Consider the following 16,582-nt stretch of genomic DNA (forward strand, 5'->3'; position numbering starts at 1 on the left):
GGGTGGGGGCCTCGGAGATTTTGTTTCACCAACTTAGTGACTAAGGTTCCGAACCAACGCCCGCAAGCCTACGTCGAGCCCCAGGAGCCTGCCATGTCGTCCTCGCTGAGCGACCGCGTGACCGGGGTGGTCACGGGCCGCCGCACCGCCGCCCTGGTCGCCCTCGTGCCCCTCCTGCTCGCCGTGCTCGCGATCCTCTTCGTGGGCGAGGGGGAGCGCGAGGCCCGCAGCACCGACAGCGTGCCGGCCGGTCTCGACAGCACCCAGGGCACCGAGCTGCGCGACGCCCTGCCCGAGGACGACTCCAGCGCGGCCGTGGTCGTGCTGACCGCCGACGAGGGCACCTTCGACGACGCGACCGTGCGCGAGCTCGGCCGGCTGGGCGAGGAGGTCGGCGGCGTGGCCACCGGCCCCGACGGCCCGGTCACCGTGGCCGAGGACGGCACCGCGGCGATCGTGGTGGTGCCGGTGGCGGCGGGCTCGGCCACCGACACCGCCGACGCGGTGACCGAGCTGCGCGAGCGGCTCGACGAGGGCGTGCCCGCCGGGGTGACGGCCCAGGTCACCGGGCCCGCCGCGATCCAGGCCGACCTGGCCGCGGTCTTCGACGGCGCCGACTTCCGCCTGCTCGGCGCCACCGCCGCGGTCGTGGCGATCCTGCTGATCCTCACCTACCGCAGCCCCGTGCTGTGGCTGGTGCCGCTGACCGTCGTCGGCGTCGCCGACCGCCTGGCCGCGGTGGCCTCGACGCAGGCGATGGCCGGGCTGGGCGTGGCCTGGGACGAGTCGACCGTCGGCATCCTCTCGGTGCTGGTCTTCGGCGCCGGCACCGACTACGCACTGCTGCTGATCTCGCGCTACCGCGACGAGCTGCGCCACGAGGAGTCGCGGCACCGGGCGATGGCCACGGCGCTGCGGCGTACGGCGGAGGCGGTGCTGTCGAGCTCGGTGACGGTGGTGCTCGGCCTGCTGACCCTGCTGCTCTCCCTCGTGCCGACCACCCGGGGCCTCGGGCTGGCCTGCGCCATCGGCGTGGTGATCGCCGCGACCTTCGCGCTCGTGGTGCTGCCGGCCGCGCTGGTGTGCTTCGGGCGCTGGGTCTTCTGGCCGCGCGTGCCGCGCGTCGGCGAGGCCCCGCTGGCCGAGAGCGACTCGCTGTGGCACAAGGTCGGGGTGCAGGTGGCCCGCCGCCCCGCCGCCTTCGTGGCCGGGACCCTCGTGCTCCTCGGGGTGCTCGCCGTCGGGCTCTTCCGCATCGACACCGGCCTCGACCAGGCCGAGCAGTTCCTGGAGGAGCCCGAGGCCATCGCGGCCTCGACCCGGCTCGGGGAGTCCTTCCCCGCGGGGGTCTCCGACCCCACCCAGGTGCTGACCCGCGCCGACGGCGAGGAGGTGCTGGCCGCCGTCGAGGGCAGCGCGGGCGTGGCCAGCGCCAGCATCGGTGCCAGCGGCGCCGGCATCACCCAGGTCGACGCCGTGCTCGACGCCGCCCCCGGCAGCACGCAGGCCGCCGACGCGATCGAGACCCTGCGCGAGGACCTCGAGGGCTTCGACGACACCCACGTGACCGGCAGCGAGGCCCAGGCCCTCGACGCCGGGGAGGGCGCCGCCCGCGACCGGCTGCTGATCCTGCCGATCATCCTGCTGCTCGTGCTGGGCGCGCTGCTGCTCCTGCTGCGCTCGGTGGTCGCGCCGCTGCTGCTGGTGGCGACCGTGGTCGCGACCTACGCCGCCAGCCTCGGCGCCTCGTGGTGGCTCTTCACCCAGGTGCTGGGCTTCAGCGCCCTCGACAGCGGGGTGCCGCTGCTGGCCTTCCTCTTCCTCGTGGCGCTGGGCGTGGACTACAACATCTTCCTCGTCACCCGCGCCCGCGAGGAGGCCGCGACCCACGGCTCGCGCGAGGGCATGCTGCGGGCGCTGACCGCCACCGGCGGGGTGATCACCAGCGCGGGCATCCTGCTCGCCGCGGTCTTCGCCGTGCTCGGCGTGCTGCCGCTGGTGGTGCTCGCGCAGCTCGGCACCATCATCTGCGTCGGCGTGCTGCTCGACACCCTCGTGGTGCGCACCGTGCTCGTGCCGGCGCTGGCCGTGCTGCTGGGAGACCGCTTCTGGTGGCCTCGCCGGGTGGGCGCCGGCGCGGGGCCGCAGCACGCGGCACGCCCCGCCCGCACGGTCTAGGCGCTCCCCCCACGCGGTGTAGGCCCGGGGGCCCGCGCGCTGACAGGATGGCCGATCGTGACCTCCTCCGAGCAGACCCCCGCCGCGCGCCACCCGGGCGCGGCCACCCGCGAGCAGGAGATCGGGCGCGGCGTCCACTGGCTCTCGCGCTGGACGCTGCGCTGGCTGGTGATCGTGGTCGGCGCCTACGTGCTGGGCGAGGCCGTGCAGTACCTGTGGAGCATCCTGCTGCCGATCGTCCTCGCGCTGATCGTCACCACCGTGCTCGCCCCGGCGGCGCACTGGCTGCAGCGCCGCACCCCGGTGCCGGGGGGCCTGGCCGCGGGCCTCGTCATCATCGGGGCCCTCGCGGTGGTGGCCGGCGTGGTCACCTTCATCGCCCCCTCGGTGGGCTCGCAGGTCGCCGACATCGCCGACAGCGCCTCGAAGGGCCTGCTCAAGCTGCGCGACCAGCTGCTGAGCAGCAGCCTGCCGGTGACCGAGGGCCAGCTCGACGACGCCGTGGCCGCCGCCCAGTCGCAGCTGCAGTCGAGCGCCAGCTCGATCGCCTCGGGCCTGCTGGTCGGGGTCAGCGCGGTCACCAACGCGCTGGTCAATCTCGTGCTGACCCTCGTGCTCACCTTCTTCTTCATCAAGGACGGCCACCGCTTCCTGCCGTGGCTGACCCACGTCTCCGGCGGCGGCGTCGGCTCCCACCTCTCCGAGGTGCTGCGCCGCGCCTGGTCGACCCTGGGCAGCTTCATCCGCACCCAGGCGCTGGTCGGCCTCATCGACGCCGTGCTCATCGGCCTCGGCCTGGTGATCGTGGGCGTGCCGCTGGCCGGGCCGCTGGCCGTGCTCACCTTCGTGGCCGCCTTCGCCCCCATCGTCGGCGCCATCACCATCGGCGCCGTCGCGGTGCTGGTCGCGCTGGTGGCCAACGGCTGGGTCGCCGCCGTGATCGTGCTGCTCATCGTGCTCGCCGTGCAGCAGCTCGAGGGCAACGTGCTGCTGCCGTGGCTGCAGGGCAAGAGCCTGCGCCTGCACGCCGGCGTCGTGCTGCTCTCCATCGTGCTCGGCTCGACCCTCTTCGGCGTCGCCGGCGCCTTCCTCTCCGTGCCGGTCGTGGCGGTGGTGGCCGTCGTGCTGCGCTACCTCGACGAGCTGCTGCTGGCCCGCACCGGCCAGGGCCCCGCGCCCCACCGCGGCTCCGACACCGAGCTGGCCGAGCAGGGCGACGCCGAGCGGGCCGAGATGGACCGCCACGACGACGCGCTGCGCCGCGGCGACGTCGACCCCGACGAGCTGCGCGCCCGCGCCCACGAGCGCGGCCCCGGCCAGGGCCCCGCCGACAACACCGGCGACGACACGAGCGACGACACCGGCGACGACACCCGGCCGCTGCGCGGCCACTGACCCGCGTGCCCCCCGCCACGACCACGGACGCCGGGCCGCGCAGCTCGCCGGCGTGGGCGCTGACGGTGGTGGCGGCGAGCACGCTGCTGACGATGGGCGTGTGGTTCTCCGCCACCGCCGTCGTGCCGCGCCTCGAGGTCGCCTGGGGCCTGGGCAGCGGGGGCGCCGCGGCGCTGACCATCGCGGTGCAGGTCGGCTTCGTGCTCGGCGCGGTCGGCTCGGCCGTGCTGGGGCTGGCCGACGCGCTGCCGGGCCGGGCCCTCATGGCCGCCGGGGCGCTCGGCGCGGCCGCCTGCACCGCAGGGCTGCTGCTCGCCGACGGCCTCGCGCTCGCCGTGCCGCTGCGGCTGCTCACCGGGGTCTGCCTGGCGCTCTTCTACCCCGTGGCGCTCAAGGAGGTCTCGGCGTGGTTCCTGCGCGGGCGGGGTGTGGCGCTGGGGCTGATGATCGGCGCGCTCACCCTCGGCTCGGCGCTGCCCCACCTGGTGGGCGGCCTCGCCGGTGGCGGCACCGGGGCCGCGGGCCCGGACTGGCAGGTCGTCGTGGCCGTCACCAGCGCGCTGGCGGTGGCGGGCGGCCTGCTGCTCGCCGTGGTGCGGGGGGAGGGACCGCACGCGGTGGCCCGCGGCCCGGTCAGTCTCGGCGCAGGCTTCCGGGCGCTGGCGCGCCGCGACGTGCTGCTGGCCGACCTCGGCTACGTCGGGCACATGTGGGAGCTCTACGCCATGTGGGCCGGCGTCGGCGCCTTCCTGCTGGCGCTGCCGCAGGTCGCCGCCCGCCCCGACGCGGCGGCGTACGCCGGGGTGCTGGCCTCCGCCTGCATCGGGGTCGGCGCGCTGGGCTGCCTGCTCGGCGGCGTGCTCGGCGACCGGTGGGGCCGCCCGCGCGCGGCGCTGCTGAGCCTGGTCTGCTCCGGCGGCGCCGCGCTGGTGCTGGCCGCGAGCTACCCGGTCGCGCCGCTGGGGGTGGTCGTGGGGCTGTGCGCCTTCTGGGGCTTCTGGGTGATCGCCGACTCCGCGCAGTTCTCCGCCATGGTCACCGAGAGCGCCCCGCCCGGCAGCGTGGGCGGCGCGCTCTCGGTGCAGCTCGCGCTGGGCTACGCCACCACCACGCTCACCCTGTGGCTGGTGCCGGCGCTGGTCGACGCGGTGTCGTGGCGCCTGGCGCTCGTGGTGCTGGCGCTGGGACCCGCGGTCGGGGCGGCGGCCATGGTCGCGGCCGAGCGTGGCCGCGGGAGCGCTCAGCCCAGCGCGGCGACCGCGGCGTCGTAGTCGGGCTCCTGGCCGATCTCGGGCACCAGCTGGGAGTGCAGCACCGTGCCGTCGGCGTCGAGCACGACCACCGAGCGCGCCAGCAGGCCGGCGAAGCCGCCGTCGGCCAGGCGCACGCCGTAGTCGTCGCCGAAGGTGGAGCGGAAGCCCGAGGCCACGGTGACGGCCTCGATGCCCTCGGCGCCGCAGAAGCGCCGGAGCGCGAAGGGGAGGTCCTGCGACACGCACACGACCTCGGTGTCGGCCAGCCCGGCGGCCCGGGCGTTGAACTCGCGGACGCTGGCCGCGCACACGCTGGTGTCGACGCTGGGGAAGATGTTGAGCACCGTGCGGCGGCCCGGGGTGCGGGTCACCTCCGACATGTCGGAGCCGACGAGGCGGACCTCGGGCGCGGTGGCGCCGACGGCGGGCAGGTCGCCGACGGTCGTGCAGGGGGTGCCGCCCAGGGCGGTGGTCATGGTCATGGCCAAGGTCTAGCAGGTACGTCGAGCCCGCGGCCCGCGAGGCCGGGTGGTGCCCGCGCCGGCACCGTCCGTGGTGGCGGACGTCACCTGCGTCCGGGCGCGGTGCGCGGTAGCCTCCCGAGCACCGCGCCGCCCGGGGCGGGAGCCGCTGGAGGGCCCACATGTCGCAGACCGACCCGATCCCTGAGGAGGCGCGTCCCGGGGCCGACGACGTGGTGCCGGTCTTCTTCCTCTCCGACTCCACCGGGATCAGCGCGGAGACGATGGGCAACGCGCTGCTGCTGCAGTTCCCCGACCGCACCTTCGACCGCACGGTCATCCCCTTCATCTCCACCGTCGCCGACGCGCAGGAGGTCGTGGCCGCCCTCGACACGCTGCTCGACCACGGCCAGGCCCCGCTGGCCTTCGTCACCGCGGCCAACGACGAGGTGCGCGCCGAGCTGCTGCGCACCCGCGCCCCGGTGATCGACTTCTTCGGCGTCCACATCGAGCAGGTCGAGGGGCTGCTGGGCCAGCGCGGCGTGCGCCAGCCGCTGCGCCTGCACGGCGTGGGCGACGTGCACCGCTACAACGAGCGGATGGCCGCGGTGGAGTTCACCATCGAGCACGACGACGGGCAGAGCCTGCGCGCGCTGGACAAGGCCGACGTGATCCTGCTGGCGCCCTCGCGGTGCGGCAAGACCCCCACGAGCATGTACCTCGCGCTCCAGCACGGGCTCTTCGTGGCCAACTACCCGCTGGTCGACGAGGACCTCGAGCGCAGCCACCTGCCCGAGCCGGTGCAGCAGTACCAGGAGCGGTGCTTCGGGCTCACCACCACCGTCGACCGGCTCAGCCGGGTGCGCAACGAGCGCCGGCCGGGGTCGCGCTACTCCTCGGCCGAGCAGTGCCGCTGGGAGCTGCGCCGCGCCACCGACCTCTTCAACGCCCACCGGGTCCCGACGATCGACTCCTCCGCGAAGTCGGTCGAGGAGATCTCGGCCCTCATCATCCAGTCCCTGCGCCGCGAGCAGTCCCGGCGAGGCGAGCAGACCCGTCGAGAGAGAGGCACCACCCCATGACCGAGACCTCCACCCCGAGCCCCGCCGGCGGGCAGCCCGGGTCCACCGTCAACGTGCGGTGGTTCTCCGACCTCGGCATGGGCGACATCGAGCAGGTCGGCGGCAAGAACGCCTCCCTCGGCGAGATGGTCTCCCACCTCACCGACCTCGGCGTGCGCGTGCCCGACGGCTTCGCCACCACCTCCGAGGCCTTCCACCACTTCATCGGCGACACCGGCCTGAAGGAGCGCATCAGCGGGCTGCTGCGCGACCTCGACACCGACGACGTGCGGCGCCTGGCCGAGGTCGGCCGCACCATCCGCGAGGAGGTCGTGGCTCAGCCCTTCCCGGCCGACCTCGAGGCCGACGTGCGCGCCGCCTACGACCAGCTCGTCGCCGGCGCCGGCGGCTCCGACGCGGGCGACGGGTCGGGGGAGCAGCCGTCGTTCGCCGTACGGTCCTCGGCGACCGCGGAGGACCTGCCCGACGCCTCCTTCGCCGGTCAGCAGGAGACCTTCCTCAACGTGCGCGGCATCGACGCGGTGCTGCTGTCGATCCGCGAGGTCTACGCCTCGCTCTACAACGACCGCGCCATCGCCTACCGCGTGCACCACGGCTTCGAGCACGACGCCGTGGCCCTCTCGGCCGGCGTGCAGCGCATGGTGCGCTCCGACATCGGCTCCTCGGGCGTCATGTTCACCATGGACACCGAGTCGGGCTTCGACGACGCCGTGTTCGTGACCTCGGCCTACGGGCTGGGCGAGGGCGTCGTGCAGGGCGCGGTCAACCCCGACGAGTTCTACGTCTACAAGCCCGCCCTGCGCGCGGGCCGGCCCGCGCTGCTCAAGCGCGGCATCGGCGGCAAGGCCACCAAGATGGTCTACACCGACGACCAGACCGTCGGCCGCACCACGGAGTTCGTCGAGGTCGACCCGGCCGAGAGCCGGCTCTTCAGCCTCACCGACGACGAGGTCGAGGAGCTGGCCCGTCACGCGCTGACCATCGAGGAGCACTACGGGCGCCCGATGGACATCGAGTGGGGCAAGGACGGACTCGACGGGCGGCTCTACGTGCTCCAGGCCCGCCCCGAGACCGTGCAGTCGCGCCGCGGCGGCACGCTCGAGCGCTTCAGGATCGACGCCGGGGCCACCGCGGGCGCCGACGTCGTCGTCGAGGGCCGCGCCATCGGGCAGAAGATCGGCGCCGGCGCGGTGCGCGTGATGCGCTCCATCGACGACATGCACGAGTTCCACGAGGGCGAGGTGCTCGTCGCCGACATGACCGACCCCGACTGGGAGCCGATCATGAAGCGCGCCTCGGCCATCGTCACCGACCGCGGCGGGCGCACCTGCCACGCCGCGATCATCGCCCGGGAGCTCGGCATCCCCGCGGTCGTCGGCACCGGCAGCGGCACCCGTGACCTCTCCGACGGCCGCGAGGTCACCGTGTCGTGCGCCGAGGGCGACACCGGCCTGGTCTACGACGGCGTGCTCGACTTCAGCGTCGAGCGCACCGAGCTCGACTCGATGCCCGACGTGCCGGTGAAGATCATGATGAACGTCGGCACCCCCGAGCAGGCCTTCGCCTTCTCCCGGCTGCCGCACAAGGGCGTGGGACTGGCCCGCCTGGAGTTCGTGATCAACCGCCAGATCGGCATCCACCCCAAGGCGCTGCTCGACCTCGCCGCCGACCCCGACTCGCTGCCGGGCGACCTGCGCGCCGACATCGAGGAGACCATCGCGGCCTACGCCGGGCCGCGCGAGTTCTTCGTCCAGCGCGTCGCCGAGGGCATCGCCATGATCGCGGCGGCCTTCGCGCCCGAGCCGGTCATCGTGCGCATGAGCGACTTCAAGTCCAACGAGTACGCCAACCTCGTCGGCGGCACGCGCTACGAGCCGGAGGAGGAGAACCCGATGATCGGCTACCGCGGCGCGTCGCGGTACCTCTCGGCCGACTTCGCGGAGTGCTTCGCGATGGAGTGCGAGGCGCTGCGCCACGTGCGCGACGAGATGGGGCTGACCAACGTCAGGGTGATGATCCCCTTCGTGCGCACCGTCAAGGAGGCCGAGGGCGTGATCGCGCTGCTGGGCGAGCACGGCCTGCGCCGCGGCGAGAACGACCTGAAGGTCGTCATGATGTGCGAGGTGCCGTCCAACGCCGTGATCCCGGAGGCCTTCCTCGAGCACTTCGACGGCTTCTCGATCGGCTCCAACGACATGACCCAGCTGACCCTGGGCCTGGACCGCGACTCCGCGCTGGTCGCCGACGGCTTCGACGAGCGCGACCCGGCGGTGCTGCACATGCTCTCGTCGGCCATCGAGGCCTGCAAGCGCCAGGGCAAGTACGTCGGCATCTGCGGCCAGGGCCCCTCCGACCACCCTGACCTCGCCGACTGGCTGGTGGAGCAGGGCATCGAGTCGATGTCGCTCAACCCCGACACCGTCGTCGACACCTGGCTGCGGCTGGGGGGCGTGAGCGCCGGCTGAGCGACGGCCCGGCCGGCCTCCGTCGGCCCCCCGCCGTCGGCCCCCGTCGGGTCAGGCGCGCAGGTGCGCGTCGACGGCGGCGGGGGTGAGCGCGGCGTCGATGGCGAGGGCGGCGCAGCCGACCAGCCCGGCCGACTCGCCGTGGGTGGCCGGGGCGAAGCGGAGGTCGCGCACGACCGACGCGGCGGCGCGGGCGTAGACCGTCTCGCGGATGCCCGCGGTGTAGAGGTCGAAGGCCGCGCCCATGTCGCCGCCCACGACGACCAGGCCGGGGTGCAGGAGGTTGACCGCGGTGGCGAGCACCTCGCCGAGGTGGCGCCCGCTCTGGCGCAGCAGCTGCCGGGCGAGGGTGTCGCCGTCGAGGGCGAGCTGCACGAGGTCGCGCACGTGGCGCACGTCGTGGCCCTCGTCGACCATGGTGTTGACCAGGGCCCAGCCGCCGGCCAGCGACTCCAGGCAGCCGGTGGCACCGCAGCGGCACAGCAGCCCGTCGGCGGCGTCGATGCGGGTGTGGCCCAGCTCGCCGGTGATGCCGCGGTGGGCGCCGAGCAGGCGGCCGTCGGCGATGACGCCGAGCCCGAGGCCGGTGGAGGCCTTGACGACCAGCACGTCGGCGGGCGGCACGACGCCGAAGAGCTCGGAGTGGGCCAGGGCGGCGGTGTCGTTGGCCAGGTGGAGCGGCGCGGGGCAGACCTCGGCCAGGTAGGGGCCCAGCGCGACGCCGTCCCAGCCGCCCATGACCGGGGCGTCGAGGCTCATCCGGGTCTCGGGGTCGACCGTGCCGGGCAGGCTCATCCCGATGCCGGCGACCGGCACGGTGGTGCCGGCGAGCAGCGCGGCGAGGCGGGCGGCGACGTCGGGCATGAGCACGCCGGGAGCGGTGCCGACGACGTGGTCGCGGGTGTCGCCGACGATCTCGCGCCCGGCGAGGTCGAAGAGCCCGAGCTGGCTGCGCGAGCGGCCCACGGCGATGCCGACGACCACCGCGGCGTCGACGTCGAGGCCGAGCGTGCCGGGCGGGCGGCCGCCGGTGGAGGTCGACCCGCCGCCCTCGACGAGCAGCCCGGCGTCGAGCAGGGCGTGCACGCGGGAGGTGACCGCGCTGCGCGAGAGCCCGGTGACGCGGGCGAGGTCGGAGCGGGTGGCGGCGCGACCGGTGCGCACGAGGTGGAGGAGCGCGCCCGCCGACGTGCCGGTGCCGCTGGTGCCGCCGGGTCCCGTGTCGGGGAGGGCCGCCGAGCCGGGCAGGGCCGAGGTCGCGGGGGTCGTCGGAGCCAGGACTGTGGCCGGGACCGGGCCGCGCGCGCCGTCGGGCGGGGCGGGCCGGGAGCCCGGGCGCGAGGCGGTGCTGTCGGTCACGACGAGGAGTCAAGCACAGACTTTGTTCACAAAAAAGCGTAAGAGCGCTTGTATCGATCCAAAAGTCCTGCGACCGTAGAGGCATGGACCAGAAGCACCCCCCGCTCGGCGGCCAGCCCAGCAGCCAGCCCGGCACCCCCGCCGGGGCGGCGGCCGCGCTGCCCGAGCACTGCGACTTCACCGTCTTCGGCGGCACGGGCGACCTCGCCTTCCGCAAGCTGCTGCCCGCGCTCTTCCACCGCGACCTCGAGGGCCAGCTGCCCGACGACTTCCGCATCATCGGCGTCTCGCGCAGCGACCTCGACACCGAGGGCTACCAGCAGCTCGTGCGCGAGGCCCTGCCCGGCCACGTCGACCCCGCCGGCCACGACCCGGCCACCTACGACGCCGCCCTCCAGCGCCTGGTCGGGCGCCTGCACCACCTCGTGCTCGACGCCGAGGAGCCCGACGACTGGCACCAGCTGCACGGCCTGCTCAAGGACCGCGGCCGCACCGAGGCCGTCGGCGGCCCCGACGAGGCCGTGCGCGTCTTCTACCTCGCGGTGGCACCGGCCCTCTTCGGTCCGATCTGCGCGCGCCTCGACGAGATCGGCGTGGTCGACCCGACCGCGCGCGTGGTGATGGAGAAGCCGATCGGGCGCGACCTGGCCTCGGCACGCGCGGTCAACGACGCCGTCGGTGCGGTCTTCGAGGAGTCGCAGATCTTCCGCATCGACCACTACCTGGGCAAGGAGAGCGTGCAGAACCTCCTGGTCACGCGCTTCGCCAACACCTTCCTCGAGCCGCTGTGGAACTCCCGGTGGGTCGACCACGTGCAGATCACCGTGGCCGAGTCGCTCGGCGTCGGCGAGCGCGGGGGCTACTACGACGGCTCGGGCGCGCTGCGCGACATGGTGCAGAACCACCTGCTCCAGCTGCTCTGCCTCACCGCGATGGAGCCGCCGACCTACGTCGGGCGCGAGACCGTGCGCGACGAGAAGCTCAAGGTGCTCCAGGCGCTCAAGCCGATGGGCCCCCAGGACGTCGACCGCGACACCGTGCGCGGGCAGTACCGCCAGGGGCTCGTCGACGGCCAGGCGGTCGCGGCGTACTCCGACGACCTGGGGCGCGCCGGCTCCTCGACCGAGACCTTCGTGGCGCTCAAGGCCGAGGTACAGAACTGGCGCTGGGCCGGCGTGCCGTTCTACCTGCGCACCGGCAAGCGGATGGACCGCCGCGTCTCGGAGATCGTCGTGGTCTTCAAGGAGCCGCCGCACGCGATGTTCCCCGGCAGCGAGGGCGCCACCACCGCCAACCGGCTCCACATCCTCGTGCAGCCCGACGAGGGCATGCGCCTGCACCTCACCGCGAAGGAGCCGGGCCCCGGCGGGATCCGGCTGCGGCCGGTGTCGCTGGACCTGTCGTACGCCACGACCTTCACGCAGCGCTCGCCCGACGCCTACGAGCGGCTGCTCATGGACGTCGTGCGCGGCAACCCCACCCACTTCATGCGCCGCGACGAGGTCGAGGCGGCCTGGTCGTGGGTGGAGCCGATCCTCGAGCGCTGGGACGAGCTCGGCGAGCGGCCCCTGCGCTACCCCGCCGGCACGACCGGCCCCACCGCCGCCGCGATGCTCCTCGAGCGCGACGGCCGAGCCTGGCAGGAGACCGACCAGTGAGCACCCCCGAGACCCCCGCCCCCTCCGGGGCGCCCGTGCTGCCCGAGCGGCTGCACCCCGTGCTCGAGGAGGTCACCGCGCGGATCGTCGCGCGCAGCGCCGGCCCCCGCGCGGCCTACCTCGCCCGGATCGCCCGCGCCGCCGAGACCGGCCCCGCGCGGGGCCGGCTGGCCTGCGCCAACCTCGCCCACGGCTTCGCCGCCTCGGATCCGGCGGAGAAGGCCGAGCTGCGCTCGGGGGTCAAGCCCAACCTGGCCGTCGTCACCAGCTACAACGACATGCTCTCGGCCCACCAGCCCTTCGAGACCTACCCGCGGCAGCTGAAGAAGGCCGTCATCGGCGCGGGCGGGCTGGCCCAGGTCGCCGGCGGCGTGCCCGCGATGTGCGACGGCGTGACCCAGGGCCGCGCCGGCATGCAGCTCTCCCTCTACAGCCGCGACGTCATCGCGATGTCGGCGGCGATCGCGCTCTCCCACGACATGTTCGACGGCGCCCTCATGCTCGGCGTCTGCGACAAGATCGTGCCCGGCCTGCTCATCGGCGCGCTGTCCTTCGGCCACCTGCCCACGGTCTTCGTGCCCGCCGGGCCGATGACCTCGGGGCTGCCCAACAAGGAGAAGGCCGCGGTGCGGCAGCGCTACGCCGAGGGGCTGGCCACCCGCGAGGAGCTCCTCGAGGCCGAGTCGGCCTCCTACCACTCCCGCGGCACGTGCACCTTCTACGGCACCGCCAACTCCAACCAGCTGCTCATGGAGGTGCTCGGGCTGCACCTGCCCGGGTCGTCCTTCGTCAACCCGGGCACCGAGCTGCGCGAGGCGCTCACCGACGCCGCGGCCGCCCGCTCGGTGGCCCTGGCCCGCGGCAGCGCCGGGCTGGCCGGCCTGCCGCTGGGCGAGTGGTCGCAGCGCGCCGCCCAGCCCGACCGCGCGCCGGTCGGCGAGGTCGTGGACGAGAAGGCGATCGTCAACGCCTGCGTGGCCCTGCTGGCCAGCGGCGGGTCGACCAACCACACCATGCACCTCGTGGCCATGGCCCGCGCCGCCGGGATCGTGCTCACCTGGGCCGACCTCTCGGACCTCTCCGCGGTCGTGCCGTCGCTGTGCCGCATCTACCCCAACGGCTCCGCCGACGTGAACCACTTCCACGCCGCCGGCGGCATCGGCTTCCTCGTGCGCACGCTGCTCGAGGCCGGCCTGGTCCACGACGACGTGCAGACCGTCGCGGGGCCCGGCCTGTCGCGCTACACCCGCGAGCCGCGCCTGGTCGAGGGCCCCGAGGGCCCCGGGGGCCGCAGCAGCCTGGAGTGGGTGGAGGGCACGCCCGCCAGCCTCGACACCGACGTGCTGCGCCCCGCCAGCGATCCCTTCGCCCCCGACGGCGGGCTGCGGGTGCTCGGCGGGCCCCTGGGCTCCGCGGTCATCAAGACCTCCGCGGTCAAGCCCGAGCACCGCGTGGTCACCGCGCCCGCCGTCGTCTTCGACGACCAGGCCGACTTCCTGACCGCCTTCGCCGCCCACGAGCTCGACGACCGCGACTTCGTGGCCGTCATCCGCTACCAGGGCCCCGCCGCCAACGGCATGCCCGAGCTGCACAAGCTCACCCCGGCCCTCGGGGTGCTCCAGGACCGCGGCCACGCGGTCGCCATCGTCACCGACGGCCGCATGTCGGGCGCCTCGGGCAAGGTGCCCGCCGCGATCCACGTCACCCCCGAGGCCGCCCTCGGCGGTGCGCTCGCGCGGGTGCGCGACGGCGACGTCGTCACCGTCGACGCCGAGCGGGGCCTGCTCGGCCTCGCCGACGCCGAGACGGTCCTGGCCCGCCCCGCCACCGGCTCCGCGCCCCAGGGCGAGGACTGGGCCGGCACCGGCCGCGAGCTCTTCTCCGCCTTCCGCGCCACGGTCGGCCCCGCCGACGCGGGCGCCTCGGTGTTCCCGGCGTACGACGCCCCTCAGCAGGAGGTCCCCCTTGCCCAGCACGTCTGACACCCGCTCCTCGACCGGCTCGCCGCTCGCCGCCCCGGCGCCGCTGGCCTCGCTGCTCGACCTCGTGCCGGTCGTGCCGGTCGTGGTCGTCGACGAGCTCGACACCGCCGTGCCGATCGCCCGGGCGCTGGTCGAGGGCGGCCTGCCCGTCATCGAGCTCACCCTGCGCACCCCGGTGGCGCTCGACGCCATCCGCGCCATCGCCGCCGAGGTGCCCGAGATCGTGCTCGGCGCCGGCACCGTGGTGACCCCGGCCCAGGCCCGTGAGGCGCAGGACGCCGGCGCGCAGTTCCTCGTCTCGCCCGGTGCGACGCCGGCGCTGCTCGAGGCGATGCTCGCCACCGGGCTGCCCTTCCTGCCCGGCACGGCCACGGTCTCGGAGGTGCTGGCCGTGCTCGAGGCGGGGCTGAGCGAGATGAAGTTCTTCCCCGCCGAGGCCTCCGGGGGAGCGCCGTTCCTGAAGGCGATCTCCTCGCCCGTGCCCGCGGCGCGCTTCTGCCCCACGGGCGGCATCACCGCGGCGAGCGCGGCGTCCTACCTCGCCCTGCCCAACGTCGGCTGCGTCGGCGGCTCCTGGCTCACCCCGGCCGACGCCGTGCGGGCCGGCGACTGGGCCCGGGTCACGCAGCTGGCTCGCGCCGCCGCCGACCTCCGAGGCGCCTGAGCAGCAGCAGCACGACCAGCACCGCCGGTCCGGCCACGACGACCAGCAGCGCGAGCCGCTCGAGGTCGGCCACGAGCACGTCGTACATCGCGGCGAGCAGGTTGCGGTCGGCCGTCGGGGCCCGGTCGAGCAGCAGCGTGCGCGCCGCGCCCAGGCCGAGCCACACCACGACCGCCGCGAGGGCCGCGCCGACGAGCAGGATGCCGGCGGTGACCATGCGCCGGGCACTGACCAGCAGGGCCACGGCGGCGAGCAGCGCCACCGCCACCGGCAGACCGAGGCCCGCGGCGTCGACGACCTGGTAGCCCGCGCGGGCCTGGTCGAGCTCGCCGCTCGAGGCCACCGAGAAGGCCGCGTCGAGCCCGGAGGCGTCGACGGTCACCGGCAGGCCCTGCTCGCTCAGCGAGTCGAGCACCGCCTGCAGCAGCGGGCCCAGGTCGACGCTCACCTCGGCGCCGCTGTCGGAGCGCAGCGCGCGCAGCAGCTGGGTGTGCGTGGCCCGCATCGCCTCCTCCCACGCCGGGGGGAAGACGTCGCTGGAGACCACCCGCACCACCACCTGGCGCACCGCCTCGCGCAGCGCCTGCTCGGTGCGCGCGCCCGCGCCGCCCAGGTCGGCTCCGAGGATGTCCTCCAGGGCGCGCTCGGCCCCGCCGACGTCGACCGTGGCGACCGCGAGGTCCTCCAGGCGCACCGCCACCGCGTTGACCACGTCGGGGTCGGTGGCCAGCGGCCCGACCGTCTCGACCCAGCGGTCCTCGTCGTTGACGACCGCGGAGGACCACGCCGAGGTCAGCGCCAGCGGCATGAGGAGCACGGCCACGACGGCGATCAGGTGGGCGAGGGCGGAGCGGACCCGGTTCATGGGCGCGATCGTCCCACGGGCCCGCGTCGGAGCCGGGGTCGGCGACGGGGCGTGGTGGGGTGGGGCGGCGTGGTGGGGTGGCGCGGCGCCGGGTGCGGACGTCATGCGGACGGTGGATGCGCATCCTCGCGACGCATGACGTCCGACGTCGGGCAGTGGGGGCGGTCTGGCTAGGTTGGGGCCATGAGTCTGACCCGGGTCCTCGACGCCGCGCTCGACCGCTCGGTGGTGCTGGGCTACACCAAGGTGGGCTCCTCGCTGCGCCGCCGCTGGTGGCCCGCCGACCCCGAGCCGGGCTCCATGGCGGGGCGCCGCGTGCTGGTCACCGGGGCCACCTCGGGCATCGGCGAGGCGATGGCGGGCTCCTTCGCCGCGCTCGGCGCCACGGTCCACGTGCTCGGCCGCAACCCCGCGAAGACCGCCGACTCCGCGCGGCGCCTGCGCCTGGCCCACCCGACGGCCGAGGTCGTCGAGGAGCTGTGCGACCTCAGCGACCTCGAGGCGGTGCGTGCCTGGGCCGCCGACCTCACCTCCCGCGTGCCCTCCCTCGACGGGCTGGTGCACAACGCCGGCGTCATGACGACCGACCGGGAGGAGAGCGCGCAGGGCCACGAGATGTCGCTGGCCGCGCACGTGCTCGGCCCGCACCTCGCCACCGACCTGCTCGCCCCGCTCCTCGCGGCCGCCGACGGCTCGTCGGTGGTGTGGATGAGCTCGGGCGGCATGTACGGCGCACGCCTGCGCGCCGAGGACGACGACGCCATCGAGTACCGCACCGGCCGCTTCAGCGGCGTCCAGGCCTACGCCCGCACCAAGCGGATGCAGGTCGTGCTGGCCGACGCCTGGGCGCGCCGGCTCAGCGCCGACGACGTGCGGGTGGAGAGCATGCACCCCGGCTGGGTGGAGACGGCCGGCTTCGCCGAGAGCCTGCCGGGCTTCAACCGGCTCACCGGTCCGCTGCTGCGCGACGCCGAGGACGGCGCCGACACCGCGGTCTGGCTGGTCGCGACCCGGCCGGAGTCGCGCCCGGGCCACTTCTGGCACGACCGCGCCCAGCGCCCCACGACCTACGGCTGGCAGCGCTCCGACGACCCCGCGCTGGTGGCGCGGCTGCTGGCCTACGTCGCCTCGGCGACCGGGACCCCGGTGCTCGACTGAGGGGTCCGGACCGCTGCGCGGCTCCCGCCGGGCCGCCACGGCGGCTGGTCCGCGCTGGCAGA

At 74.9% G+C, this 16,582-nt stretch carries 12 protein-coding genes; 9 read left to right on the plus strand and 3 right to left on the minus strand.

Going from position 1 to position 16,582, the window contains the following annotated elements:
* Positions 1-93: 93 nt before the first annotated feature.
* Genes M3673_RS14650 through M3673_RS14660 form a run of 3 tightly spaced genes read left to right on the plus strand, consistent with a single transcriptional unit; the run spans position 94 to position 4,844 of the window.
* Complete coding sequence (locus tag M3673_RS14650) at positions 94-2,178, plus strand: MMPL family transporter (RefSeq protein ID WP_251534494.1); 2,085 nt, start codon at positions 94-96, stop codon at positions 2,176-2,178.
* Between the two features lie 57 nt (positions 2,179-2,235).
* The gene (locus M3673_RS14655) at positions 2,236-3,573 is read left to right on the plus strand and encodes an AI-2E family transporter (RefSeq protein WP_251534495.1); all 1,338 of its coding nucleotides are present in this window, start codon (positions 2,236-2,238) and stop codon (positions 3,571-3,573) included.
* A gap of 5 nt (positions 3,574-3,578) precedes the next feature.
* Positions 3,579-4,844 carry an MFS transporter gene (locus tag M3673_RS14660; RefSeq protein ID WP_251534496.1) on the plus strand — a complete coding sequence of 422 codons (1,266 nt, stop codon included), beginning with the start codon at positions 3,579-3,581 and terminating at the stop codon, positions 4,842-4,844.
* On the opposite strand, the gene tpx is transcribed toward M3673_RS14660, so the two are convergent.
* A complete protein-coding gene (tpx, locus tag M3673_RS14665; protein WP_193661694.1) occupies positions 4,814-5,308 on the minus strand; it encodes a thiol peroxidase in 495 nt (164 codons plus the stop codon). The two genes, M3673_RS14660 and tpx, sit on opposite strands and share 31 nt — an antisense overlap.
* 161 nt (positions 5,309-5,469) lie before the next feature.
* Here tpx and M3673_RS14670 point away from each other — a divergent pair, with 161 nt between their 5' ends.
* Both M3673_RS14670 and ppsA read left to right on the plus strand, forming a co-directional pair.
* Positions 5,470-6,369 carry a pyruvate, water dikinase regulatory protein gene (locus M3673_RS14670; RefSeq protein ID WP_056865134.1) on the plus strand — a complete coding sequence of 300 codons (900 nt, stop codon included), beginning with the start codon at positions 5,470-5,472 and terminating at the stop codon, positions 6,367-6,369.
* Positions 6,366-8,834, plus strand: a complete 2,469-nt coding sequence (gene ppsA / locus M3673_RS14675) for a phosphoenolpyruvate synthase (protein ID WP_251534497.1) — start codon at positions 6,366-6,368, stop codon at positions 8,832-8,834. Before M3673_RS14670 ends, ppsA begins: the two co-directional genes overlap by 4 nt.
* A gap of 51 nt (positions 8,835-8,885) precedes the next feature.
* Here the strand turns inward: ppsA and M3673_RS14680 are convergent, their stop codons facing one another.
* Entirely contained in the window at positions 8,886-10,193 is a 1,308-nt protein-coding gene (locus M3673_RS14680; RefSeq protein WP_251534498.1) for an ROK family transcriptional regulator, read from the minus strand.
* Positions 10,194-10,276: 83 nt separating this feature from the next.
* Between M3673_RS14680 and zwf the strand changes: the two genes are divergently transcribed.
* Genes zwf through eda form a run of 3 tightly spaced genes read left to right on the plus strand, consistent with a single transcriptional unit; the run spans position 10,277 to position 14,497 of the window.
* Entirely contained in the window at positions 10,277-11,851 is a 1,575-nt protein-coding gene (zwf, locus tag M3673_RS14685) for a glucose-6-phosphate dehydrogenase (RefSeq protein WP_251534499.1), read from the plus strand.
* Between the two features lie 50 nt (positions 11,852-11,901).
* Positions 11,902-13,833 (plus strand): phosphogluconate dehydratase, encoded by a 1,932-nt coding sequence (edd, locus tag M3673_RS14690; protein ID WP_285839623.1) that lies wholly within the window; start codon positions 11,902-11,904, stop codon positions 13,831-13,833.
* Positions 13,817-14,497 carry a bifunctional 4-hydroxy-2-oxoglutarate aldolase/2-dehydro-3-deoxy-phosphogluconate aldolase gene (gene eda, locus M3673_RS14695; RefSeq protein ID WP_082500445.1) on the plus strand — a complete coding sequence of 227 codons (681 nt, stop codon included), beginning with the start codon at positions 13,817-13,819 and terminating at the stop codon, positions 14,495-14,497. Before edd ends, eda begins: the two co-directional genes overlap by 17 nt.
* Here eda and M3673_RS14700 read toward each other — a convergent pair.
* The gene (locus tag M3673_RS14700; protein ID WP_251534501.1) at positions 14,454-15,362 is read right to left on the minus strand and encodes a hypothetical protein; all 909 of its coding nucleotides are present in this window, start codon (positions 15,360-15,362) and stop codon (positions 14,454-14,456) included. The two genes, eda and M3673_RS14700, sit on opposite strands and share 44 nt — an antisense overlap.
* 183 nt (positions 15,363-15,545) lie before the next feature.
* On the opposite strand from M3673_RS14700, the gene M3673_RS14705 reads away from it, so the two are divergent.
* A complete protein-coding gene (locus M3673_RS14705; protein WP_251534502.1) occupies positions 15,546-16,520 on the plus strand; it encodes an SDR family NAD(P)-dependent oxidoreductase in 975 nt (324 codons plus the stop codon).
* The last annotated feature ends 62 nt before the right edge of the window (positions 16,521-16,582 follow it).

The sequence above is a fragment of the Nocardioides sp. P86 genome, assembly GCF_023712465.1.
Taxonomy (GTDB): domain Bacteria; phylum Actinomycetota; class Actinomycetes; order Propionibacteriales; family Nocardioidaceae; genus Nocardioides; species Nocardioides kribbensis.